Annotated in this window: 16 protein-coding genes; 10 read left to right on the plus strand and 6 right to left on the minus strand. The window is 37.9% G+C overall.

Annotated elements, in window-relative coordinates:
- Nucleotides 1-339 carry a DUF3325 domain-containing protein gene (locus AC1M85_RS10195; RefSeq protein WP_481588494.1) on the plus strand — a complete coding sequence of 113 codons (339 nt, stop codon included), beginning with the start codon at nt 1-3 and terminating at the stop codon, nt 337-339.
- A 156-nt stretch (nt 340-495) separates the two neighbouring features.
- A complete protein-coding gene (locus AC1M85_RS10200) occupies nt 496-1,389 on the plus strand; it encodes a LysR substrate-binding domain-containing protein (protein ID WP_488213010.1) in 894 nt (297 codons plus the stop codon).
- Nucleotides 1,390-1,466: 77 nt separating this feature from the next.
- Here the strand turns inward: AC1M85_RS10200 and AC1M85_RS10205 are convergent, their stop codons facing one another.
- Complete coding sequence (locus AC1M85_RS10205) at nt 1,467-3,065, minus strand: bifunctional 3-(3-hydroxy-phenyl)propionate/3-hydroxycinnamic acid hydroxylase (RefSeq protein WP_488213011.1); 1,599 nt, start codon at nt 3,063-3,065, stop codon at nt 1,467-1,469.
- A 292-nt stretch (nt 3,066-3,357) separates the two neighbouring features.
- On the opposite strand from AC1M85_RS10205, the gene AC1M85_RS10210 reads away from it, so the two are divergent.
- Nucleotides 3,358-3,870, plus strand: a complete 513-nt coding sequence (locus tag AC1M85_RS10210) for a tetratricopeptide repeat protein (RefSeq protein ID WP_481611943.1) — start codon at nt 3,358-3,360, stop codon at nt 3,868-3,870.
- Nucleotides 3,871-4,002: 132 nt separating this feature from the next.
- Here AC1M85_RS10210 and AC1M85_RS10215 read toward each other — a convergent pair whose 3' ends face one another.
- Nucleotides 4,003-4,512 carry a cysteine peptidase family C39 domain-containing protein gene (locus tag AC1M85_RS10215; RefSeq protein ID WP_481611942.1) on the minus strand — a complete coding sequence of 170 codons (510 nt, stop codon included), beginning with the start codon at nt 4,510-4,512 and terminating at the stop codon, nt 4,003-4,005.
- Between the two features lie 32 nt (nt 4,513-4,544).
- Nucleotides 4,545-5,603 (minus strand): DUF4917 family protein, encoded by a 1,059-nt coding sequence (locus tag AC1M85_RS10220; RefSeq protein WP_488213012.1) that lies wholly within the window; start codon nt 5,601-5,603, stop codon nt 4,545-4,547.
- 224 nt (nt 5,604-5,827) lie between these two features.
- On the opposite strand from AC1M85_RS10220, the gene ahcY reads away from it, so the two are divergent.
- The 6 genes from ahcY (at nt 5,828) to AC1M85_RS10250 (ending at nt 15,698) form a co-directional block, all read left to right on the plus strand.
- Nucleotides 5,828-7,210, plus strand: a complete 1,383-nt coding sequence (ahcY, locus tag AC1M85_RS10225; RefSeq protein ID WP_481588499.1) for an adenosylhomocysteinase — start codon at nt 5,828-5,830, stop codon at nt 7,208-7,210.
- A gap of 76 nt (nt 7,211-7,286) precedes the next feature.
- Nucleotides 7,287-8,123, plus strand: a complete 837-nt coding sequence (gene metF / locus AC1M85_RS10230) for a methylenetetrahydrofolate reductase [NAD(P)H] (RefSeq protein WP_488213013.1) — start codon at nt 7,287-7,289, stop codon at nt 8,121-8,123.
- A 100-nt stretch (nt 8,124-8,223) separates the two neighbouring features.
- Nucleotides 8,224-8,934, plus strand: coding sequence for a 16S rRNA (uracil(1498)-N(3))-methyltransferase (locus AC1M85_RS10235; protein ID WP_481589727.1), 711 nt, complete (start codon nt 8,224-8,226; stop codon nt 8,932-8,934).
- Between the two features lie 168 nt (nt 8,935-9,102).
- Entirely contained in the window at nt 9,103-11,967 is a 2,865-nt protein-coding gene (locus tag AC1M85_RS10240; protein ID WP_488213014.1) for an EAL domain-containing protein, read from the plus strand.
- A 133-nt stretch (nt 11,968-12,100) separates the two neighbouring features.
- Nucleotides 12,101-14,380, plus strand: a complete 2,280-nt coding sequence (locus tag AC1M85_RS10245) for an NADP-dependent malic enzyme (RefSeq protein ID WP_092766000.1) — start codon at nt 12,101-12,103, stop codon at nt 14,378-14,380.
- Between the two features lie 79 nt (nt 14,381-14,459).
- Nucleotides 14,460-15,698: a multifunctional CCA addition/repair protein gene (locus AC1M85_RS10250; protein ID WP_481588503.1), complete on the plus strand. Its 1,239-nt coding sequence runs from the start codon at nt 14,460-14,462 to the stop codon at nt 15,696-15,698.
- A gap of 35 nt (nt 15,699-15,733) precedes the next feature.
- On the opposite strand, the gene AC1M85_RS10255 is transcribed toward AC1M85_RS10250, so the two are convergent.
- The gene (locus AC1M85_RS10255) at nt 15,734-16,360 is read right to left on the minus strand and encodes a LysE family translocator (protein WP_481589723.1); all 627 of its coding nucleotides are present in this window, start codon (nt 16,358-16,360) and stop codon (nt 15,734-15,736) included.
- Nucleotides 16,361-16,520: 160 nt separating this feature from the next.
- Between AC1M85_RS10255 and AC1M85_RS10260 the strand changes: the two genes are divergently transcribed.
- Nucleotides 16,521-16,982, plus strand: a complete 462-nt coding sequence (locus AC1M85_RS10260) for a GNAT family N-acetyltransferase (protein WP_481588505.1) — start codon at nt 16,521-16,523, stop codon at nt 16,980-16,982.
- 12 nt (nt 16,983-16,994) lie between these two features.
- On the opposite strand, the gene epmA is transcribed toward AC1M85_RS10260, so the two are convergent.
- Nucleotides 16,995-17,975, minus strand: coding sequence for an EF-P lysine aminoacylase EpmA (epmA, locus tag AC1M85_RS10265; RefSeq protein WP_488213015.1), 981 nt, complete (start codon nt 17,973-17,975; stop codon nt 16,995-16,997).
- Nucleotides 17,972-19,039 (minus strand): 4-phosphoerythronate dehydrogenase, encoded by a 1,068-nt coding sequence (locus AC1M85_RS10270; protein WP_488213016.1) that lies wholly within the window; start codon nt 19,037-19,039, stop codon nt 17,972-17,974. Before AC1M85_RS10270 ends, epmA begins: the two co-directional genes overlap by 4 nt.
- Nucleotides 19,040-19,082: the final 43 nt, after the last annotated feature.

Genomic DNA, 19,082 nt, shown 5'->3' on the forward strand with positions numbered 1-19,082 from the left:
ATGAGCTTTTTTCTCCTCATTTGGGCAGTTTGTACTTTAGGTTTTATAGGTTTAGCCAGTGCAATGCAAAAGCATCAAAAACAAATTTTTGGTCAAACATTGAGTGCTAAACACCAGAAAATAGCCTCAATGGTTGGATGGGGATTCCTGTCGTTAGGGCTTATCCTCTGCATGAGCAAAGGACAAGTCAGTAATATGATGAGTTATTGGATTGGTGTACTGACATTCGCTGCGCTTTTTGTTGCACTTTGTCTGACCTATTTTGAGTCACAAATGAAAAAAATCATTTTGGGCGTATCCTTTATTGGATTCATCAGCTTGATATTTCTCATCATTTAAATACTCTACTTGATAAAAAAACCGACCAATATTTCATTTAAATATGGGTCGGTTTTTTTCTTCTTAAATTAGCTTTAAACGTGAATCACGCTGAAGTTCTAGCAATTCAAACGTATAATCAATCTCATTTATTATGGCGATTAAGGATCGGTACGCATGGAACTTCGACATTTGAAATATTTCGTCTCAGTTGCCGAAGAACTTAATTTTACGCGTGCTGCAGAAAAACTCTTTATAGCGCAGCCCTCTTTAAGTCAGCAAATTAAAGATCTTGAAGCGGAATTAGGTACATCCCTGCTGATTCGTAAAAGCAGAAGCTTATCGCTCACAGAGGAAGGAGAAACTTTTTTAAAAGATGCTCGACATATCTTGAAACTTGCTCAAGACGCCAAACACAAGATTCAAATCATGGCGAATACCAAGAAAAATAAATTAAATATTGGCTTTTTACCTGTGGCAGAAATGAAAATTTTTCCCTATGTCATGCCTATTATTCGTGCACAACAGCCTGATTTAGATATTCAATTTCATAGTTTGAGCTGTGTACATCAAATCCAAGCACTTCGTGATCAAAAAATTGATGTCGCATTCACTCGCCAATGTATCGATGATGAGCATATTGCCTCTATTGAATTGTTTAGTGAGCCTCTGATCTTGCTGATTCCTCGTCATTCAGCCCATGCGCATTTAGATTGTATTTCAAAACAGGATTTAATTGCCCAAAAATTTATCATGAGCGAGGAAACTGCCTCACCGATCTTATTCCAAAAAATTCAGAACATTTTTGAAACCCTGAATACATCTATTCAAGTTGCTCAATATTCGAGTAACATTTTAATGAATATTAATCTTGTAGCGATGCAAGTCGGTTGGACCATTGTTCCAAAATATGTTGAAAGCTTGCTCAGTGAAAATGTCTTAATTAAATCAACTGAAATCGATTTACCGAATATCAGCTTGTATTTGGGTTTCAGAAAACAAGATCAAAGTAAGCATTTGCAAACAGTGAAAAATATTCTAAGCCAACACTTTCATTGTCATATTTTTTAAAACTTTGAACGCTATTTTAAAAATAAAAAACCTGCAAATTTGCAGGTTTTCTTTTAGATTAGTCCTAAACTTTTTGATTAAACGCCAAGTTTATCAAACAGTTTTTGACTGAGCTCTTCGCTCGTCTGAGGAATACATAAGCCCGCCACAAATTTATCTGGTCTTAAAAATGCCATCGAGTATTGAGTGCGACCAAACCACGCACGAATCGCATGCTCTGTATCCCCAAGTGTCAATATTTCATCATCATGAGCATCAATTTTCAATTGTTCAGGTGGAACGACTTTAATAAATTTCACACCCAAGGCTTTCCATTTTTGAATACTTGTTGGTGTGAGTCCCCAAGTCGGATCTACTCCCCAAGCAATAATAGCAAAGCCTTGACCAATAAAATCATCCAGTAATTTCACATGACCTGTGCTATCTTGCATTTTAGGTTGAATAAACATTTTACCGATTGGTGATGTCTTATTGACCTGTCCAACCAAAATACCAGATTTATATTGTGGCATTGGCTTAAAGCGCATTTCCAACAAATATTGTTTAACTGGTTTAATGTAATTTAGAACATATGAAATAGCATCACGCGCAGTACCTTGCCATTTTTTAGACGGAGCTAGCACATGGCCTGCTGTAACAGATAAATCAATCATCGCTTTGGCATGATCATGACGCTCTTCTTGATAAGAATCTAGAACTTTAGCATCTACTTTACCTTGTACGACCATAGCCAGTTTCCAAGATAAATTGAACACATCACGCATTCCACTGTTATAACCCTGTCCCTGCCATACTGGCATAATGTGCGCTGCATCTCCCGCAAGTAAGATACGCCCTTCTTTAAATCTACTGGCAATACGTGCATTATGGGTATAAACACGATTTCGGATCACATCGATATTTTCAGTGTTTGGTAATACTTTGGATAATAGTTTAGCCATGTTTTCAGGTTGACTCAGTTGCTCTTGCGTCTCCCCTGGCATCACCATAAATTCAAAACGACGGATACCATGTGGTAAAGCCGCTGACACATATGGACGTACTGGATCACAACATAAGTAAATATGTGGTGTCGCCAATGGATCGTTTGCAATATCGACAACAATCCATTGGTTTGGTGCAGTTTTACCTTCAAAAGGAATATTCAACATACGGCGAACGTAGCTATTACCGCCATCACATGCCACAAGATACTTTGCAGTTATATATTCAATTGTTTTATCTTTATTTTGGATTTGAACTTCAACTTGATCTTCAGTCTGCTTAAAACTTTGGAGTTGACGAGAAAAAAGTACTTCCACATCGTCAAAACGTTCTAAACCTTCCAATAATTCTGCATCAACATAAGGTTGTACGAATGCGTTACGACGAGGGAAACCAAACTCACGTGTTTTAGGTTGAATATCTGCAAAACAACGGCCTGAAGGCGTAAGAAAACGCATCGCATGATCGGGAGTGGTATGCGGCAATACTTTGTTGATCAAGCCAATCGATTGCATTGTTCTTAGAGATTCATCATCAATACCAATTGCACGAGGATAATCAATCAATTGATCGAGCTGTTCAATCACTTTTACTTTTAAGCCCGCAAGGCCAAGGCCGTTCGCCATCGTTAAACCGACTGGGCCCGCACCAAGTACGATCACATCTGCTGAATAAGTGTTGGTCTGTGACATGGTCAATCTCCTCTAATATTCGCATTAGAGAGGATTTTCAGCATAGGAAAAAGTTATGCTAAGGTCTTATGAAATTTAAGAAATTGTCACTTTTACTTCAATTCCATCAAAAAACCTTAATTTATGTCGCCCATCTATAGCTTTTACCTATAGTTAAATTTGTAATTCATCTACAAAATATCTTAGTAAATAGGCTCGAACCATACTACTCAAGCTTTGAATCGGTTTTGCAGTATAATCAGGGAACAACTTTAATATTTTTTGCTTCGCTTTGAAGCCATGGAATCCCACTATGACTAAACGTGTTACCGTCCCGATTGCTCTCGAAAATCGTGCTCATGCAGGTAATGCCGCTGCTCAATTTGAACTTGCTGAACTTTATATGACGAGTGAACACGATGAAGACATTGCGCTTGCAGAAGAATGGGCTTTACGTGCTGGTCAATTGGGTCATGTCGAAGCGATGTACTGGTTAGGGGAAGGTTATACCCATTATGCGAAAGAAGTTTTAGAAGAAGATCCTGAGGATGCAAAACTAAACTTTGAGTACGGTTTTAACTGGCTCACGCAAGCAAGTAAACATCAACATGCTGCTGCGATTTTAGAGCTCGCAGGTTATTACCGTCGTGGTAATGTGGTCGAAAAAGATGTACAAAAATCTGTTGAATTGGTGACTCAATCCGCTGAACTTGGTGACACTCAAGCAATGCGTGATTTATCTGCCATCTATGCACATGGTTTAGGTGTGGATGTCAACGAGGAAAAAGCTAATTATTGGCAGGAAAAGGCTCAATCAAGCACTTAAGATAAATCTCGTTTTTTTTGTCTCAAAAGCCTTCATGATTGAAGGCTTTTTATTGAGCTACTTTAGATCTTTTTAACTATAACATACCTTAAAATAGCAACACACTATAAGATAGTGACTTACTTTTAGATATTAATTAACTTCAGCGATGATGGCTTGTCTACAGATCCCGTCTACTGCCCTTTGCTGTTCAAATACTTTTTTAGGCATTGGTTCAAAGCTATCAAAAAAGCAGATTTCTTCTTCATTGATGTCATATACCAATGAATGATTACCAATGCCATCTAAAGTATCGTAATACACGATCACGAACTTATTGGCATCAAATGCGATTTGAATATCTTGATAGCTGATTGCGGGAGATATTTTTAGCACAAGTTTTTCAGCTTCTAAATAACTTAGCTTTTCTTGCTCTTGAAGTGCATTGTCTTCATCTGTGGTAAATTCCACATCTAAGCCAAATTTTTTAAGTCCCACCGCTAGACCGATCGTGGTCGTTCCATCACCTTCTACATAACCACAGACTTCTTTTAGTTGTTCAATATCTGGGTCTAACCCAAGATGTTGAAAGAGCATCCATACGGCGTAAATGCCAGCATTGGCTTCGAGGTTAACTAGTTCTTCAGGGATATTAGATGACATATAAATTTCTAAATTGATTTTTAAGCATATTATTATTCTTTTTCAGGATTGTTCCAACATCCTGAACTTTCACTGTCAAAAAATATAATATCGATATCCTTTTTATACTTTTTTAACTTATTGATAAAATCATGCTTATTCTTATCGAAACTCTGTCTTCTTGTGCTAATCGCGATGGATATGTCAGTTTTCGTATATTTCTCGAATAAACTCTTCAAAATATGATCATCACTTTCGCTTAATGACCAACCATATATCACTAAATTAGAATTGTAATTGAAAATATTCGGTATAACCTCTTTATAAACAAAACTTAAGTATGGGCTTCTTAGTATTTGTTTTTCTTTTTCAGACTGATACCCCTCACAAATAAACAAAGGAATATTATCTCGATTCCATTTTTGAACTATTCTCTCAAGAGCTTCAGCATCTCCCTTTTTTCTTTTTTCAAGTTTAATTTCCTGCCCATATTTATTTTTAAAAAAAATTAAATTTCCATGTGGATAAAATACTAAAGTGACGTTATCTATCCCTTTGGATGGATTTCTTAGAAATTTTGTATCTGCTTTAAAATTTTGATAAATCCAACCATCTCTAAATTCATGTTTATCTTTTTTCTCATTATTTCCATACATTACCAACCAATACAAAATTAAGTCATAATTTAATGAAAGAATCGTTTTGAATTGAGAGGTGAACTTATAAAGATCTTCGACACTCAGTTGAATTTTTGTATAATCACAATGAATTGCATTCACACTTTTAATTAGAGCATTTCGTATATCAGAGTAAGTTTTTTCAATTAGGATGTTTTCAAATCCTAAACATTGATTAATAATTTTGGTATGCCATAAATATTCTAATATTAACTCAAAATTTCCGTTCTGCTTCTTATCAAAATTATCAAATAATTTTACTATATTTTCATCCTCAAATAATTTTTCCATAGTTGCAAGCTCTTTAAGCTTTTTGTAATTGAAGCCTTCATGGAGGGCTATACTTGCCCCATTTCCTAAAATTAATGTTGCTCCAACGAATTGATCTTTAATTTCACTCCATTCTTTAAGCTCATAATTATTAATATTTGACATTCAATTATCTCAAAAATTCTTCTTAAACAGATATTAACCAATTTCAGATTGGAACTAAAACTAAATCCAAGTACAATACTCCGCTAGTCGAGGGATGCTGCGACGTTTTACAAGTACAAAATGTAAAAGCGCCAGGCTCGACGATCGGTCAATCTGCTCAGATCGACCAACAACGGCATCCGCGAACATAATGATCAATTTTTGTTTTTTATAAGGAGATCGTGATGAACGCGGTTAATGCTTCATTTACAGATTACAAAGTTGCCGATATTTCACTTGCTGACTACGGCCGTAAAGAAATCAAACTTGCAGAAGCTGAAATGCCAGCCCTTATGGGTCTACGTAAGCGTTACTCTGCGGCTAAACCACTTGCTGGTGCTAAAATTTTGGGTTGTATTCACATGACAATCCAAACAGCTGTTCTTATCGAAACTTTGGTAGAGCTTGGTGCTGAAGTTCGTTGGACATCTTGCAACATTTTCTCTACTCAAGACCACGCTGCGGCAGCTATTGCAGCTTCAGGTGTTCCTGTATTTGCTTGGAAAGGCGAAACTGAAGAAGAATACATGTGGTGTCTTGAACAACAAATTAATGTAAATGGTACGCCTTGGGATGCCAACATGATTTTGGACGACGGCGGTGACTTAACTGCGCTTGTTCATGAAAAATACCCAGAAGTACTCGCAAAAATCCACGGTATTACTGAAGAAACAACAACAGGTGTTCAACGTCTTCTCGAAATGTGGAAAGACGGTTCATTGAAAGTACCTGCGATCAACGTAAATGACTCAGTAACTAAATCTAAAAATGACAACAAATACGGTTGCCGTCACTCTCTAAACGATGCGATCAAACGTGCAACTGACATGCTGTTATCTGGTCGTCGTGCGCTTGTAATTGGTTACGGTGACGTAGGTAAAGGCTCTGCACAATCACTTCGTCAAGAAGGCATGATCGTACGTGTTTCTGAAATCGATCCAATCTGTGCAATGCAAGCCTGCATGGACGGTTACGAAGTAGTTTCTCCATACAAAAATGGCGTACAAACAGGTAAAAAAGAAGACGTTAACGCTGACCTTCTTCAAAATACTGACTTAATCGTAACAACGACTGGTAACTACCACGTTTGTGACGCTGCAATGCTTGATACATTAAAAGCAGGTGCAGTAGTTTGTAATATCGGTCACTTTGACACTGAAATCGATACCAACTACTTACGTGGTTATAAATGGGTTGAAGTTAAACCACAAGTTCACCAAGTATATCGTTCAGAAAATGAAAATGATTACCTCATTCTTCTTTCTGAAGGTCGCTTAGTAAATCTTGGCAATGCAACTGGTCACCCATCACGCGTGATGGACGGTTCTTTTGCGAACCAAGTTTTAGGTCAAATGCACTTGTTCGCAGAGAAATTTGCTGATCTTCCTGAAGATCAAAAACAAGCAGCGATTCGTGTTGAACTTCTTCCTAAGAAATTAGATGAAGAAGTTGCTGCAGCAATGGTTGCAGGTTTCGGTGGTGTTCTGACTCAATTAACTCAAGAACAAGCGGACTACCTTGGGGTTGCTGTTGAAGGTCCATTCAAATCTGACGCTTATAAATACTAATCTTTGAACAAGCAGGCTGAACAGCCTGCTTTTCTTTGAATTCTATTTTGCTGAAATAAGTACAAAGGATTTGAACATGTCTAAACAGATTCCAATTTCTTTTGAGTTTTTCCCAACCAAAACTGATGCAGGTGCGGAAAAACTTAAGGTTGTTCACCAAGAACTGCAGTTGCTGAATCCAGAGTTTTTCTCTGTGACTTATGGTGCAGGTGGTTCTACACGTGAACGTACACTTTCGACTTTAGCTGATTTTAATGGCAAAGGCACGCCTGTTGCTCCTCACCTCTCCTGTATTGGTGATAGCAAAGAACGGATCACTGAACTTTTAGATTTATACAAATCTCAAGGGATTGACCGTATAGTTGCACTACGTGGTGACTTACCTTCCGGTCAAGTTGGCTTAGGTGAATTACCGTATGCCCAGGATTTAGTACGCTTTATCCGTGAACATTCGGGTGACCACTTCCAAATTGAAGTTGCAGCTTACCCTGAAATGCATCCACAAGCAGATAGCTTTGATTTAGACATCAAACGCTTTTGTGAGAAAGCCAATGCAGGTGCAAATGCAGCCTTAACTCAATTCTTCTTTAATCCAGATGCGTATTTTTACTTTGTAGAGCGCATTCAAAAAGAAGGTGTGAATATTCCTGTGGCGCCGGGCATTATGCCAATTACCAATGCAAGCAATCTCATTCGTTTTGCGGATGGTACCGGTGCCGAAATCCCTCGTTGGATTCGTAAGCAACTTGCGGCTTATGGTGATGACACTGCTTCAATTAAAGCCTTTGGTCATGAAGTGATTGTGAAGCTATGTGAACGCCTCATTGCTGGTGGTGCGCCAAGCTTACACTTTTATACGATGAACACCACTGATCCAACTCGTCAACTTGTAAAAGACCTCGGTCTAGCATAAGTCTCCTGACTTCTTTTATCGACAGCTTAGGTTCACCTTATTTGATGTAGGGACTGAAGATAAAAGAAGTTTTTATTTTACCGATTTTAGAGTAATGCAGATGCCTCGTTTTTTTATTGAAGCAGACCTTAATGTAAATACAACAGTTGAACTGACTGAAACTGTATTTCATCATTGGGTCAAAGTTTTACGTGCACAAGTCGGTGAAAAAGCGACCCTGTTTAATGGTCAAGGTGGCGAATATCAAGTTGAATTAACTGAAGCCAATAAAAAAACAGGCTCGGTTCTAGTTCAAGAATTTAACCCAACCAATCGCACACCAAACTTTAATGCCTTACTTGGTCAAGTAATGAGTAAAGGTGACCGCATGGATTATGCTATTCAAAAAGCGGTTGAGTTAGGCGTATCTGAAATTCAACTTCTCACCTCTGAACGTTGCGAAATGCGTTTAAAGTACGACCGTGATCAGAAAAAACTTGATCATTGGCAAGGTGTAGCAATTGCAGCTTGCGAGCAGTGTGGAATGAATATTGTTCCAAAAATATTAGCTCCACTCCCTTTGGCACAATGGTTAAATAGCACACTCCCTGAAACGAAATTAGTCTTAGCCCCCAATAAAGATGAGGTCGATGTGTTAAATGATGCCTCCTCAAATATAGCGCTACTCATTGGTCCAGAAGGTGGATTAAGTGAAGCTGAAATCCAATCTGCAAATCAGCATGGATTTATCAATTGGTGTATTGGTGAACGTGTTTTACGTACAGAAACCGCACCAGTGGTTGCTTTATCGATCTTAAATTACAAATTTTAATAAATATTTTCTCAAAATTCCGTGATTTAACTCACAATAGAATTGATTTTCATCCAATTAGACAGTACTTTAATGAGAAAAGAGTTGTCGCGCTAAATTTATATTTTTTAAGTTCGTACTCAAAAATAATTCAAATAAAGTAGAAAGAAAATTAAGGTATTGCCAGTTATGAGTGAAGTTCAGGGAGAGCATGTTTCCAACTCTGTACTCGATAGCCAGATCAAAAGTGCGACTTCTAATTTGCATTTTTTTTTAGCGTGGGTGCTCTTTGCCTGTATCTATAATCAACTTATTTACTTCTTTTATTTCAAAAGCTTTTCAATACCTTATACCATTTGGCTCATTATATTTACCGCCATTCTTTTAATCTGTATTTGCTTTACCCTCTTTTTTAAAAAATCTAATCAAATTAGTATTTTTAACTTAGACATGTGGGCACAATTGGTTTGCTTAATTACTGGAGCTGGTCTAGCTATTGGTATTTATACCGTATTACAGCTTATCCCCGAACATAATCCAGAAGTCAAAGATATACATATGTTGACTTTAGCTGGGTTAATGTTATCTATTGTTTATACTTTTGCTATTGTATTTTTATCACAGCGGTTACGATACTTCCTTTATGTTTTTTTGCCTTCAGCTTCGGCCATAGTCCTCTCCAATTTCCTTTTTTTAGATAATACTCCTGATGTTTTTAGTTTAATCTTTAATATTTGGTTTGGTGTATTACTTATTTGCGCTCTCCTTACCCATAAGATGTACCGCCGTCTTGGAATATTAAATAGTCACAATAAATTCTATTTATCTGAATCTAGAAAACATCTTATGGAGTCATCACTTCTCCAAGAAAAGCTAAAAAATGAGATTGAAAAATCCAAAGAAATTGAAAGCCAATTACAAATGCATAATCAATTACTCGAACAAAAAGTAATTGAACGAACCTACGATATTAATAAGATCAACGATCGACTGCAGCACCATCAAGCTAATCTCGATTTTGCGCATGAAACTGCTGGAATTTCATCTTGGCTATGGAATATTGAGAAAAGAACGATTGAAATTTCAGGCATTAAATATGGTAATCAGGTTTTACATTACCAAAGTGCAACTGATCAAATTAACGAGTTTATTCACCCAGAAGATCAAGAAAATTATCGTAAAGAGCTCCGTAGACATTTAAGAGGAAATACTGAACGTTTTGAAGCACATTATAGAACTAAAGTAAAAGATCAGTGGTTCTGGATTAAAGATATTGGTCGAGTTATTACACGTGATACTAAAAATAATAAACCTCTTAAAATGGTGGGTATTTTCCAAGACATTGAGAGTGAAAAAAAAGCACAAGAAAAATTGAAATTAGCTTCGAATGTATTTAATCAAGTGGCCCAAGGAGTTTTCGTTTTAGACAATAACTTGTGTTTTTTAGAAGTTAATCCTTATTTTAGTGAATTGGTCAACATCCCACCGCAGGATATTATCTCAAAACACATCTTTGATATTACCAAATCTTCCACATCCCAACTCAGCCAACATCACGCCGATATAACTCAAACGGTGTTACTCACCGGACAATATGATGCTGAGGTCACAGAAGAATTTATTTCAGGAAAGATATTAACCTTGTGGCTGCATATCAATGCAGTTCGTGATGATAAAAATAGAATTTTAAATTATGTAGGCATCATTTCAGATTTGACTGAACGGAAACAAAATCTTGAAAGAATGGCCTACTTAGAGAATTACGATCTACTTACAGATTTACCTAACCGTGTTTATTTTAATTTACAGTTACACCAGTATCTAATTAGTAAATCTAAAATTCTGAGCCATTTTTCTATTATTCGTCTTAACATTGATCGATTTAGACATTTTAATGAGTTTATTAATCATCAAACTGGAGATGAAGTTCTCAAAGAAGTTTCCCGAAGACTGAAATATACCTGTTCTAAAGCTGTTCTGATTTCATATTTAAATAATGATGACTTTGCTATGATTTACAACTTAAATCATAGTCATTACACGATCCAACAAGTCGTCGATCAGATCCTTGAGGCCTTTGAAATACCCTTTATCATCGATGGGCAAGAACACATGATTCATGTCTCACTGGGTATCGCAATTTACCCCAATCATGGTAGACAAATTGGTAGCTTAAATAGTCACGCGGAAAGCGCTTTAACAGAAGCAAAAAAACTAGGGGGCAGCACAGCCTATTATTATGACAACAAGCCTGAATCCATTTTTGGCAGTGACATTGAGCTCGAAAGAGATTTACGACTTGCTATAAAAAATCAGGACTTAGAAATTTACTATCAACCTAAGATAGAGAGTAAAACGATGCAAGTGAGCGGCTTTGAAGCATTAATCCGCTGGAATCATCCAAAGTATGGCATCATCATGCCAGATCGTTTTATACCGATTGCTGAAATGACTAGTCTGATCTCAGATATCGGAAAATTTGTTATTTTCCAGACATGTAAGCAACTTAAAATATGGCATGAATTAGGATTTGATAAGTTACAAATTTCTATTAATGTCGTGGCGCAACAGATCCATCGTGGGGAATTTCTCAATTTTATTGATCAAGCCGTGCTCAAATACTCACTCAAACCCGAGTTTATAGAGTTTGAACTTACCGAGTCATCATTGTTAGATAAATCATCTCATGTTTTTGATCTCCTCAATCAAATTAAAAATAAAAAATTCTCAATCGCACTAGATGACTTTGGTACAGGCTATTCTTCCCTTGCTTATCTTGCCGACTATCCTATTGATACACTCAAGATTGATCGCGCCTTTATTTCAAAGATTGGCACTCGTAAAAATAATGCTATTGTCGATGCAATTATTTCAATGGGTAAAACGATGGGGATGAAATTAGTTGCTGAAGGTGTTGAGGATATCGAGCAAATTGAATATTTAAAAAAACAAGGTTGTGATTATTTCCAAGGTTATTATTTTTCGAGACCATTAAATAGTGCTGATAGCACTCAATTTCTGCAAAATGAATATCAATTCTCAAAAATCAAATAAAGGCTAGACCAAAGTCCTAAATATGTATGAAATTTCGACTTTTAACTGTGATCAATGTGCAACTAGTGGTATATTCGAACCGATATAACCAAAAAACCAGCAAGGCTGGAACATTGTAATAACTGGGATTCAGATGGACGATCAATCTTTAAAACAGCAAGCACTCTATTACCACGAATTTCCAACACCAGGAAAAATCAGCGTTACTCCGAGTAAGCAACTCGTCAACCAACATGATCTAGCATTAGCATATTCCCCAGGTGTTGCAGTGCCATGTTTGGAAATTGAAAAAGACCCTTCTAAAGCAGCGCTTTATACTGCACGTGGTAACTTAGTCGCAGTCGTCAGTAATGGTACTGCAGTACTCGGTTTGGGTAATATTGGTCCCCTCGCCTCTAAACCAGTGATGGAAGGTAAAGGCGTCCTGTTTAAAAAGTTTGCAGGCGTTGATGTTTTCGATATCGAAATTGCAGAAAACGATCCAGATAAAATCGTAGATATCGTTGCTGCTCTTGAACCGACTTTCGGGGGGATTAACCTCGAAGATATCAAAGCTCCAGAATGTTTCTATATTGAACAGAAACTTCGTGAGCGCATGAATATTCCAGTCTTTCATGATGACCAACACGGTACGTCAATCATTGTAGGCTCAGCACTTTTAAATGCTTTGCAATTAAATGGCAAAAAGATTGAAGACATCAAAATCATTGCATCAGGTGCTGGTGCAGCTGCATTGTCATGTCTAGATCTTCTTTGTGCATTAGGTGCTAAAAAAGAAAATATCATTGTTGCTGACTCTCGCGGTTTGATCACCACTAAACGTGAAGGCTTAGACGACTCTAAAAAACGCTATGTTCAAGATATTGAAGGTTCTCAGCTTGTTGATGTGATTGCTGGTGCAGATATGTTCCTTGGTCTATCAGCTGCGGGTATTTTGACTAAAGAAATGGTCAAAGTCATGGCGAAGGATCCAATCATCTTCGCGCTTGCTAATCCAGATCCTGAAATTCTGCCTGAGCATGCACATGAAGTTCGTGATGATGTGATCATGGCGACGGGTCGTTCAGACTATCCGAACCAAGTGAATAATGCGCTTTGCTTCCCATATATCTTCCGTGGTGCACTTGATGTAGGTGCAACAACCATTAACGAAGAAATGAAGATTGCATGTGTACACGCAATTGCTCGTATGGCACATGTAGAAGCTGATGCTGCATCTTATGGTGAAAAATCTGCATCATTTGGACGTGATTACCTAATTCCACGCCCACTAGATCAACGCTTGATTCTTGAGATTGCACCTGCTGTTGCAAAAGCTGCGATGGATTCTGGTGTAGCGACTCGTCCAATCCAAGATTTCTCCGTGTATCATCAGCGTCTTTCTGAGTTCGTTTATAACTCAGCATTTATGATGAAACCAATTTTTGCTCAAGCGAAAACTGATCCTAAACGTATTGCTTATGCGGAAGGTGAAGATCTTCGTGTTCTTCGTGCTGTTCAAATTGCAGTAGACGAAGGCCTGGCAAAACCGATCTTGGTGGGTCGTACTGCTGTGATCGAAGCGAATATTAAGAAATTAGGTTTACGTTTAGAAAATGGTGTGAATATCACTATCGTTGATCAAGAAACAAATCCTGATTACGAAAAGTTTGCTGATGATTACTATAATCTGATGATGCGTAAAGGGGTAACACCTGAGTATGCACAACGTGAATCACGTCGTCGTTCGACCCTGATTGCAGCGATGTTAGTACGCCACGGCTTAGCAGATGGTATGCTATGTGGTACGTATTCTAGCTACGATATTCATTTAGATTTCGTGAGTAATGTCATTGGTTTAAAAGAAGGTCATAACACTTTCTTTACCTTAAATGCGTTGATGCTCGAAGATCGCAACTTGTTCATTGCAGATACATACATCAATCGTAATCCTACGGCTGAACAGCTTGCTGAAATGACTATTTTAGCAGCAGAAGAAGTCCGTCGTTTCGGTATTACTCCACGTGTAGCATTGTTGTCGCACTCAAGTTTTGGTTCTGACCAGACTGATCCTAGCGCTCAAAAAATGCGTAAAGTGTATGAAATTCTTTCTGAAATCGCACCTGAACTTGAAGTTGAAGGTGAAATGCATGCAGATGCAGCGCTTGATGAAAATATTCGTAGCTTTGCATTCCCGAACTCGCGCTTCAAAGGTTCTGCGAATCTATTGATTATGCCGAATTTAGATGCTGCAAATATTTCATTCAACCTGTTGAAGTCAACTTCAGGAAATAATGTAACAATTGGTCCAATCTTATTAGGTGCGGCTAAGCCAGTTCATATCTTAACACCAACAGCAACTACGCGCCGTGTTGTGAATATGACTGCATTAACTGTTGCAGAAATTCAAGAAGAGGAAAAAAACGCGCTCTAATCCTTTATTTAGGGCACGTTTTGTGACTTGAGAAAACCTCTATTCTGATGCATGATGGTGCTAAGAATAGAGGTTTTTTATGCAAGTTTATTTAGTAGGCGGCGCAGTACGAGATCAGTTGCTCGGACACCCCTATCACGAAAAAGATTATGTCGTTGTCGGTGCAACACCAGAACAACTTTTAAACCAAGGGTTCCAACCTGTTGGTAAAGATTTTCCTGTATTTCTACATCCCGAAACTAAAGATGAATACGCCCTCGCTCGTACTGAGCGTAAATCTGGGCATGGTTATCATGGCTTTGAATTTTTTACCGATCCCTCGGTAACCCTTGAAGATGATTTAATTCGTCGTGATTTGACCATTAATGCAATGGCCATGAATGAAGATGGTGAGTTGTTCGACCCTTATCATGGTTATCAAGATTTGAATCAACGCATTTTACGTCACGTTTCTGATGCATTTGCAGAGGATCCACTACGAGTATTGCGTGTTGCCCGTTTTGCAGCTCGCTATCATCAGTATGGTTTTAAAGTAGCTGAAGAAACCATAGCCTTAATGAAAAATTTGGCTGATTCTGGTGAATTGCAAGCACTTACACCTGAACGTGTTTGGAAAGAAACTTCTCGTGCTTTAATGGAACGTGATGCTGATATTTACTTTGAAGTCCTTCGTCAGTGTGATGCTCTCAAAATCCTCTTTCCAGAAATCGAAGCATTATTTGGTGTACCACAACGTCCTGAATACCATCCTGAAATTGACTGTGGTATTCATACCTTGATGTCATTACAACAAGCTTGTAAAGCAGACTACTCGATGGATGTACGCTTCGCAGTATTAGTGCATGATCTGGGTAAAGCACTCACGCCTAAAGATGAGTTACCTCGCCATATCATGCATGAGGAACGTGGTGTTCAGCCCGTGACTGATTTATGTGAACGTCTTAAAGTTCCGACCCAAACCAAACAATTGGCAATTGCGGTGTGCAAAGAACATCTTAAATGCCATCAGGCGTTTACATTAAAACCAGGAACACTTTGGCGTCTATTACAACGTTTAGATGTATTACGCCGTCCTGAACGTGTTGAGGCTTTTGTACAAGCATGTGAATGTGATGCCAAAGGTCGCTTAGGTCTCGAAGACCGTGAATATCCTCAAGCAAAATATGTATTAGATGCGGTACAGATTGTTCGTTCAATTAAAGCATCTGATTTACCGCCTGAGATCAAAGGCCCTGATATTGGTGAAATGCTGATACAAAAAAGAATCGAGGCTTTGGCAACGCACCGAGAAAAACATCAATCCTTGGTAAACGCATAATATTTACCTCCTGAAACTCAGGAGGTAATCGTATTTTAAAAGAATGATTGTTGAAAATATTTAAAAGAATCAATCATTGGTTTAATGATTGAAGCCACTAATAGTAGCGCCATACTGTAATTGAAAATTTTTAGATGCTGTGGCGTACGCACCAAAGTTTGTAATTTTTCTCCGAGTATTCCCCAAGCTCCCGTGCATGGAATACAGACTAACCCAAACACAACACCCAAAATGATATACCAATAAAATTCACTGCCTGCAGCTAAATAAGTCGTCACCGCGCCCATTGCCATAATCCAAGCTTTTGGATTGACCCATTGAAATAATGCAGCTTGCAAAAAAGTAATGGGTTTCGCTTGAGTTTTATCTAATTCAACTGAGCCTGATTGAGCAATCTTAATAGCTAAATAGATTAAATAAGCAATACCGATCAACTTTAGAATTTCGTAAACCAATTGATTTTGACTCAGTAATGTACCAATTCCTAAACCAACCAAAATCACCATGACCCCAAAACCGATCGCTACACCTAAAATGTGTCCATAAGTCGCACGGAGTCCAAAGTTCACTCCTGAGGTTGCGACCATCAAATTGTTAGGTCCAGGTGTTATGGATGTCACAATTGTATAAATTACAAAAGATAAAAATATAGAAAAAGACATATCGTCGCCTATGATTATTGTTTTAAATCTTCACGTTGAAAAAATGAATCAAATCCAATATTAAAAGATAAAATATTAAATTTATCTAAACAAAATACATGAAAGATTAAATTATTTAAACATAGTTCAATTCATACTTATAAATCATGTTTCAATAGCCATGACAATACTGATTAAACCTGTAAATTTAAACCATGATGTTGCAGCGATCGCTGAATTGACTACCCAAATCGGCTATCCAACTCAAACAGAAGTTATGAAAGAACGTTTGATGAGGTTGCAAGCCCAGGAGCGTTATACAACCCTAGTATTTATCGATCATGGACAAGTTGTCGCATATATTGGTTTTGTTGAAGAAATATCATGTGAATGTGCTGATCCGTATTTTCGCATTCTAGTACTCATTGTAGATCAGGCGCATCGCGATAAAGGGATTGGTCAAAAACTGTTGGCTCACGTTGAACATATAGCCAGTCAACAAGGTATTCAAAAAATTGTGGTCAGTAGTGGTAATCGTGCTGAACGATTACCTGCACATCAGTTTTATTTAAATCACGGTTTTAAAGCGTATAGCACGACATTTGTCAAAATATTAGCTCCTCAAGATCGTCCTTTATCCTGAGGATAAAAAATCTTATGAGCGATCAGCAGGAAATGTAATCACTTGCTCTAATTTCATTTTCTCTGTTGCCACCATCAGTAAACGATCGATTCCTAATGCGATACCTGAGCATTCTGGCATTTTAGGCAATGCGGCTAAGAGATTTTCATCTATTGGCATAACATCTAAGCCTAATTTTTCGCGTTCAGCATTATCAGCTTCAAAACGGGAACGCAATACATCTGCATCAATCAACTCATCATAAGCATTTGCTAACTCTAAGCCCTCAATGTATAGCTCAAAACGTGCTGCAACCAATTCACCATCTTCATCAACTCGAGTTTTTGCAAGAGAAGCAAGTTCTGGTGGAAAATCCGTTAAAAATACAGGCGTATCAAAACCTAAGCTCGGTTCCACCATATGCGAAAATAACAGGTCGATATATCCTAGACGATCATCACCCAGATCTAGATTTAACCCAACACGATTACAACAATCCTTTAATTCCTCTAATGTGGATTTAAGTGGATTAAGATCTAAGCGATCTATAAATGCATGTTTATAACTTAAAATCGTAGGTCGCACTTCGCCAAAACGATGTGCCAAAGTGACATTGAGTAAATCTGTAACTTCAAACATCAAGTCTTTGAGACTAAAATCAGGTCTATACCACTCAAGCATGGTAAATTCACTGTTATGTTTACGGCCATGTTCATCATCACGAAAAACTTTACAGATTTGATAAATTGGCCCTACTCCTGCTGCCAACAGTCGTTTCATGGCAAATTCTGGTGAAGTTTGAAGATAGTGCTTTTTCAAATGACCATGTACATGACGGCTTGCCTCAACTGACGCCAAGTGGACATCAGTTACTCCAGCATGAGATAAAATTGGAGTTTCCACTTCCAAAACATCACGTTCTAAAAAAAATTGGCGAATCTGTTGATACATCCTCGCTCTGGCTTTCATGGCAGTAAAATCGCAAGTTGGTAGATAGCTCAGAGAGTCAGTCATGCCTGAGGCCCTCCATGAGCAGCCCATTCACGGCGTAATGGATATGTTTTGCGTAATTGATCAAATGAGGCTTGATCTACTTTCCCATCTTTGAGGCATGCTCTTAAGTTCTGATCATCTCTAAAGATATCGTAGATATGGTTTAATTGAGTTTTCAGCGTGTGCTTGAGATCACTATTGTTAAAATATTGTTCACATGTAGGCAATTGGGTTTCGAACTGTTTGGAAGGTTGATGGCCGAAATGCTGACAGAAAGCATCATAAATCATCTGGGTACCACGCGCTTTACCCTCAAGACTATACCCCGCAATATGAGGTGTCACCAATTGCACAAGATCCAGTAACTCTTCCGTAATGACTGGTTCATGCTCAAAGACATCTAGTACAACTTTACGACCTGTTGCTCGAATATCTGCAATCAAAGCTTGTTCTTCAATGACTGACCCACGGGCAGAATTAATTAAAATTGTAGATGGTTTAAGCTTTTTTAAGGTCTCAGCATTAAACATATGTCGGGTTGCATGCATCCCTGAAGTGGTTAATGGCACATGGATAGAAATTGCATCTGCTTTCGAAAAAACTTCATCTAAAGTGACTTGCTGAATATTTTCTCTTTGTACAAAAGGATCAACCCCGATGACGTTCCATCCCAATAATTTCGCCATATGTGCGAGTCGTGAACCGACATTACCCAGTCCAATAATAGCTAAAGTGAAATCTTGTTCTGCATCTAGCAAATGAGGATTTAGAGCTAATAACGCAGTAATAACATATTCAGAAACAGCTTGGGCATTACATCCTGCAGCATTTGACCATTGAATATTTTGCTGTTCAATTGCTGGAATGTCCAAATGATCTGTTCCGATCGTTGCACTACCAACAAAGCTTAATGCAGTATTTTGAATGAGCGCAGAATTCACTTTCGTCACAGAACGTACTAATAGGGCTTCAGCATCGACCACATCTTCATGCTTTAAGGTACGACCAGCTTTATTATCAATATCGCCAAATTCTGAAAAGAAATAATCTGTGAATGCCAGATTTTCATCTGCAACGATTTTCATGAGCCTACCCATCAAGATTTTAGCATTATGATAACGCTTCTGT

It is taken from the genome of Acinetobacter sp. 24-47-64 (assembly GCF_057737055.1).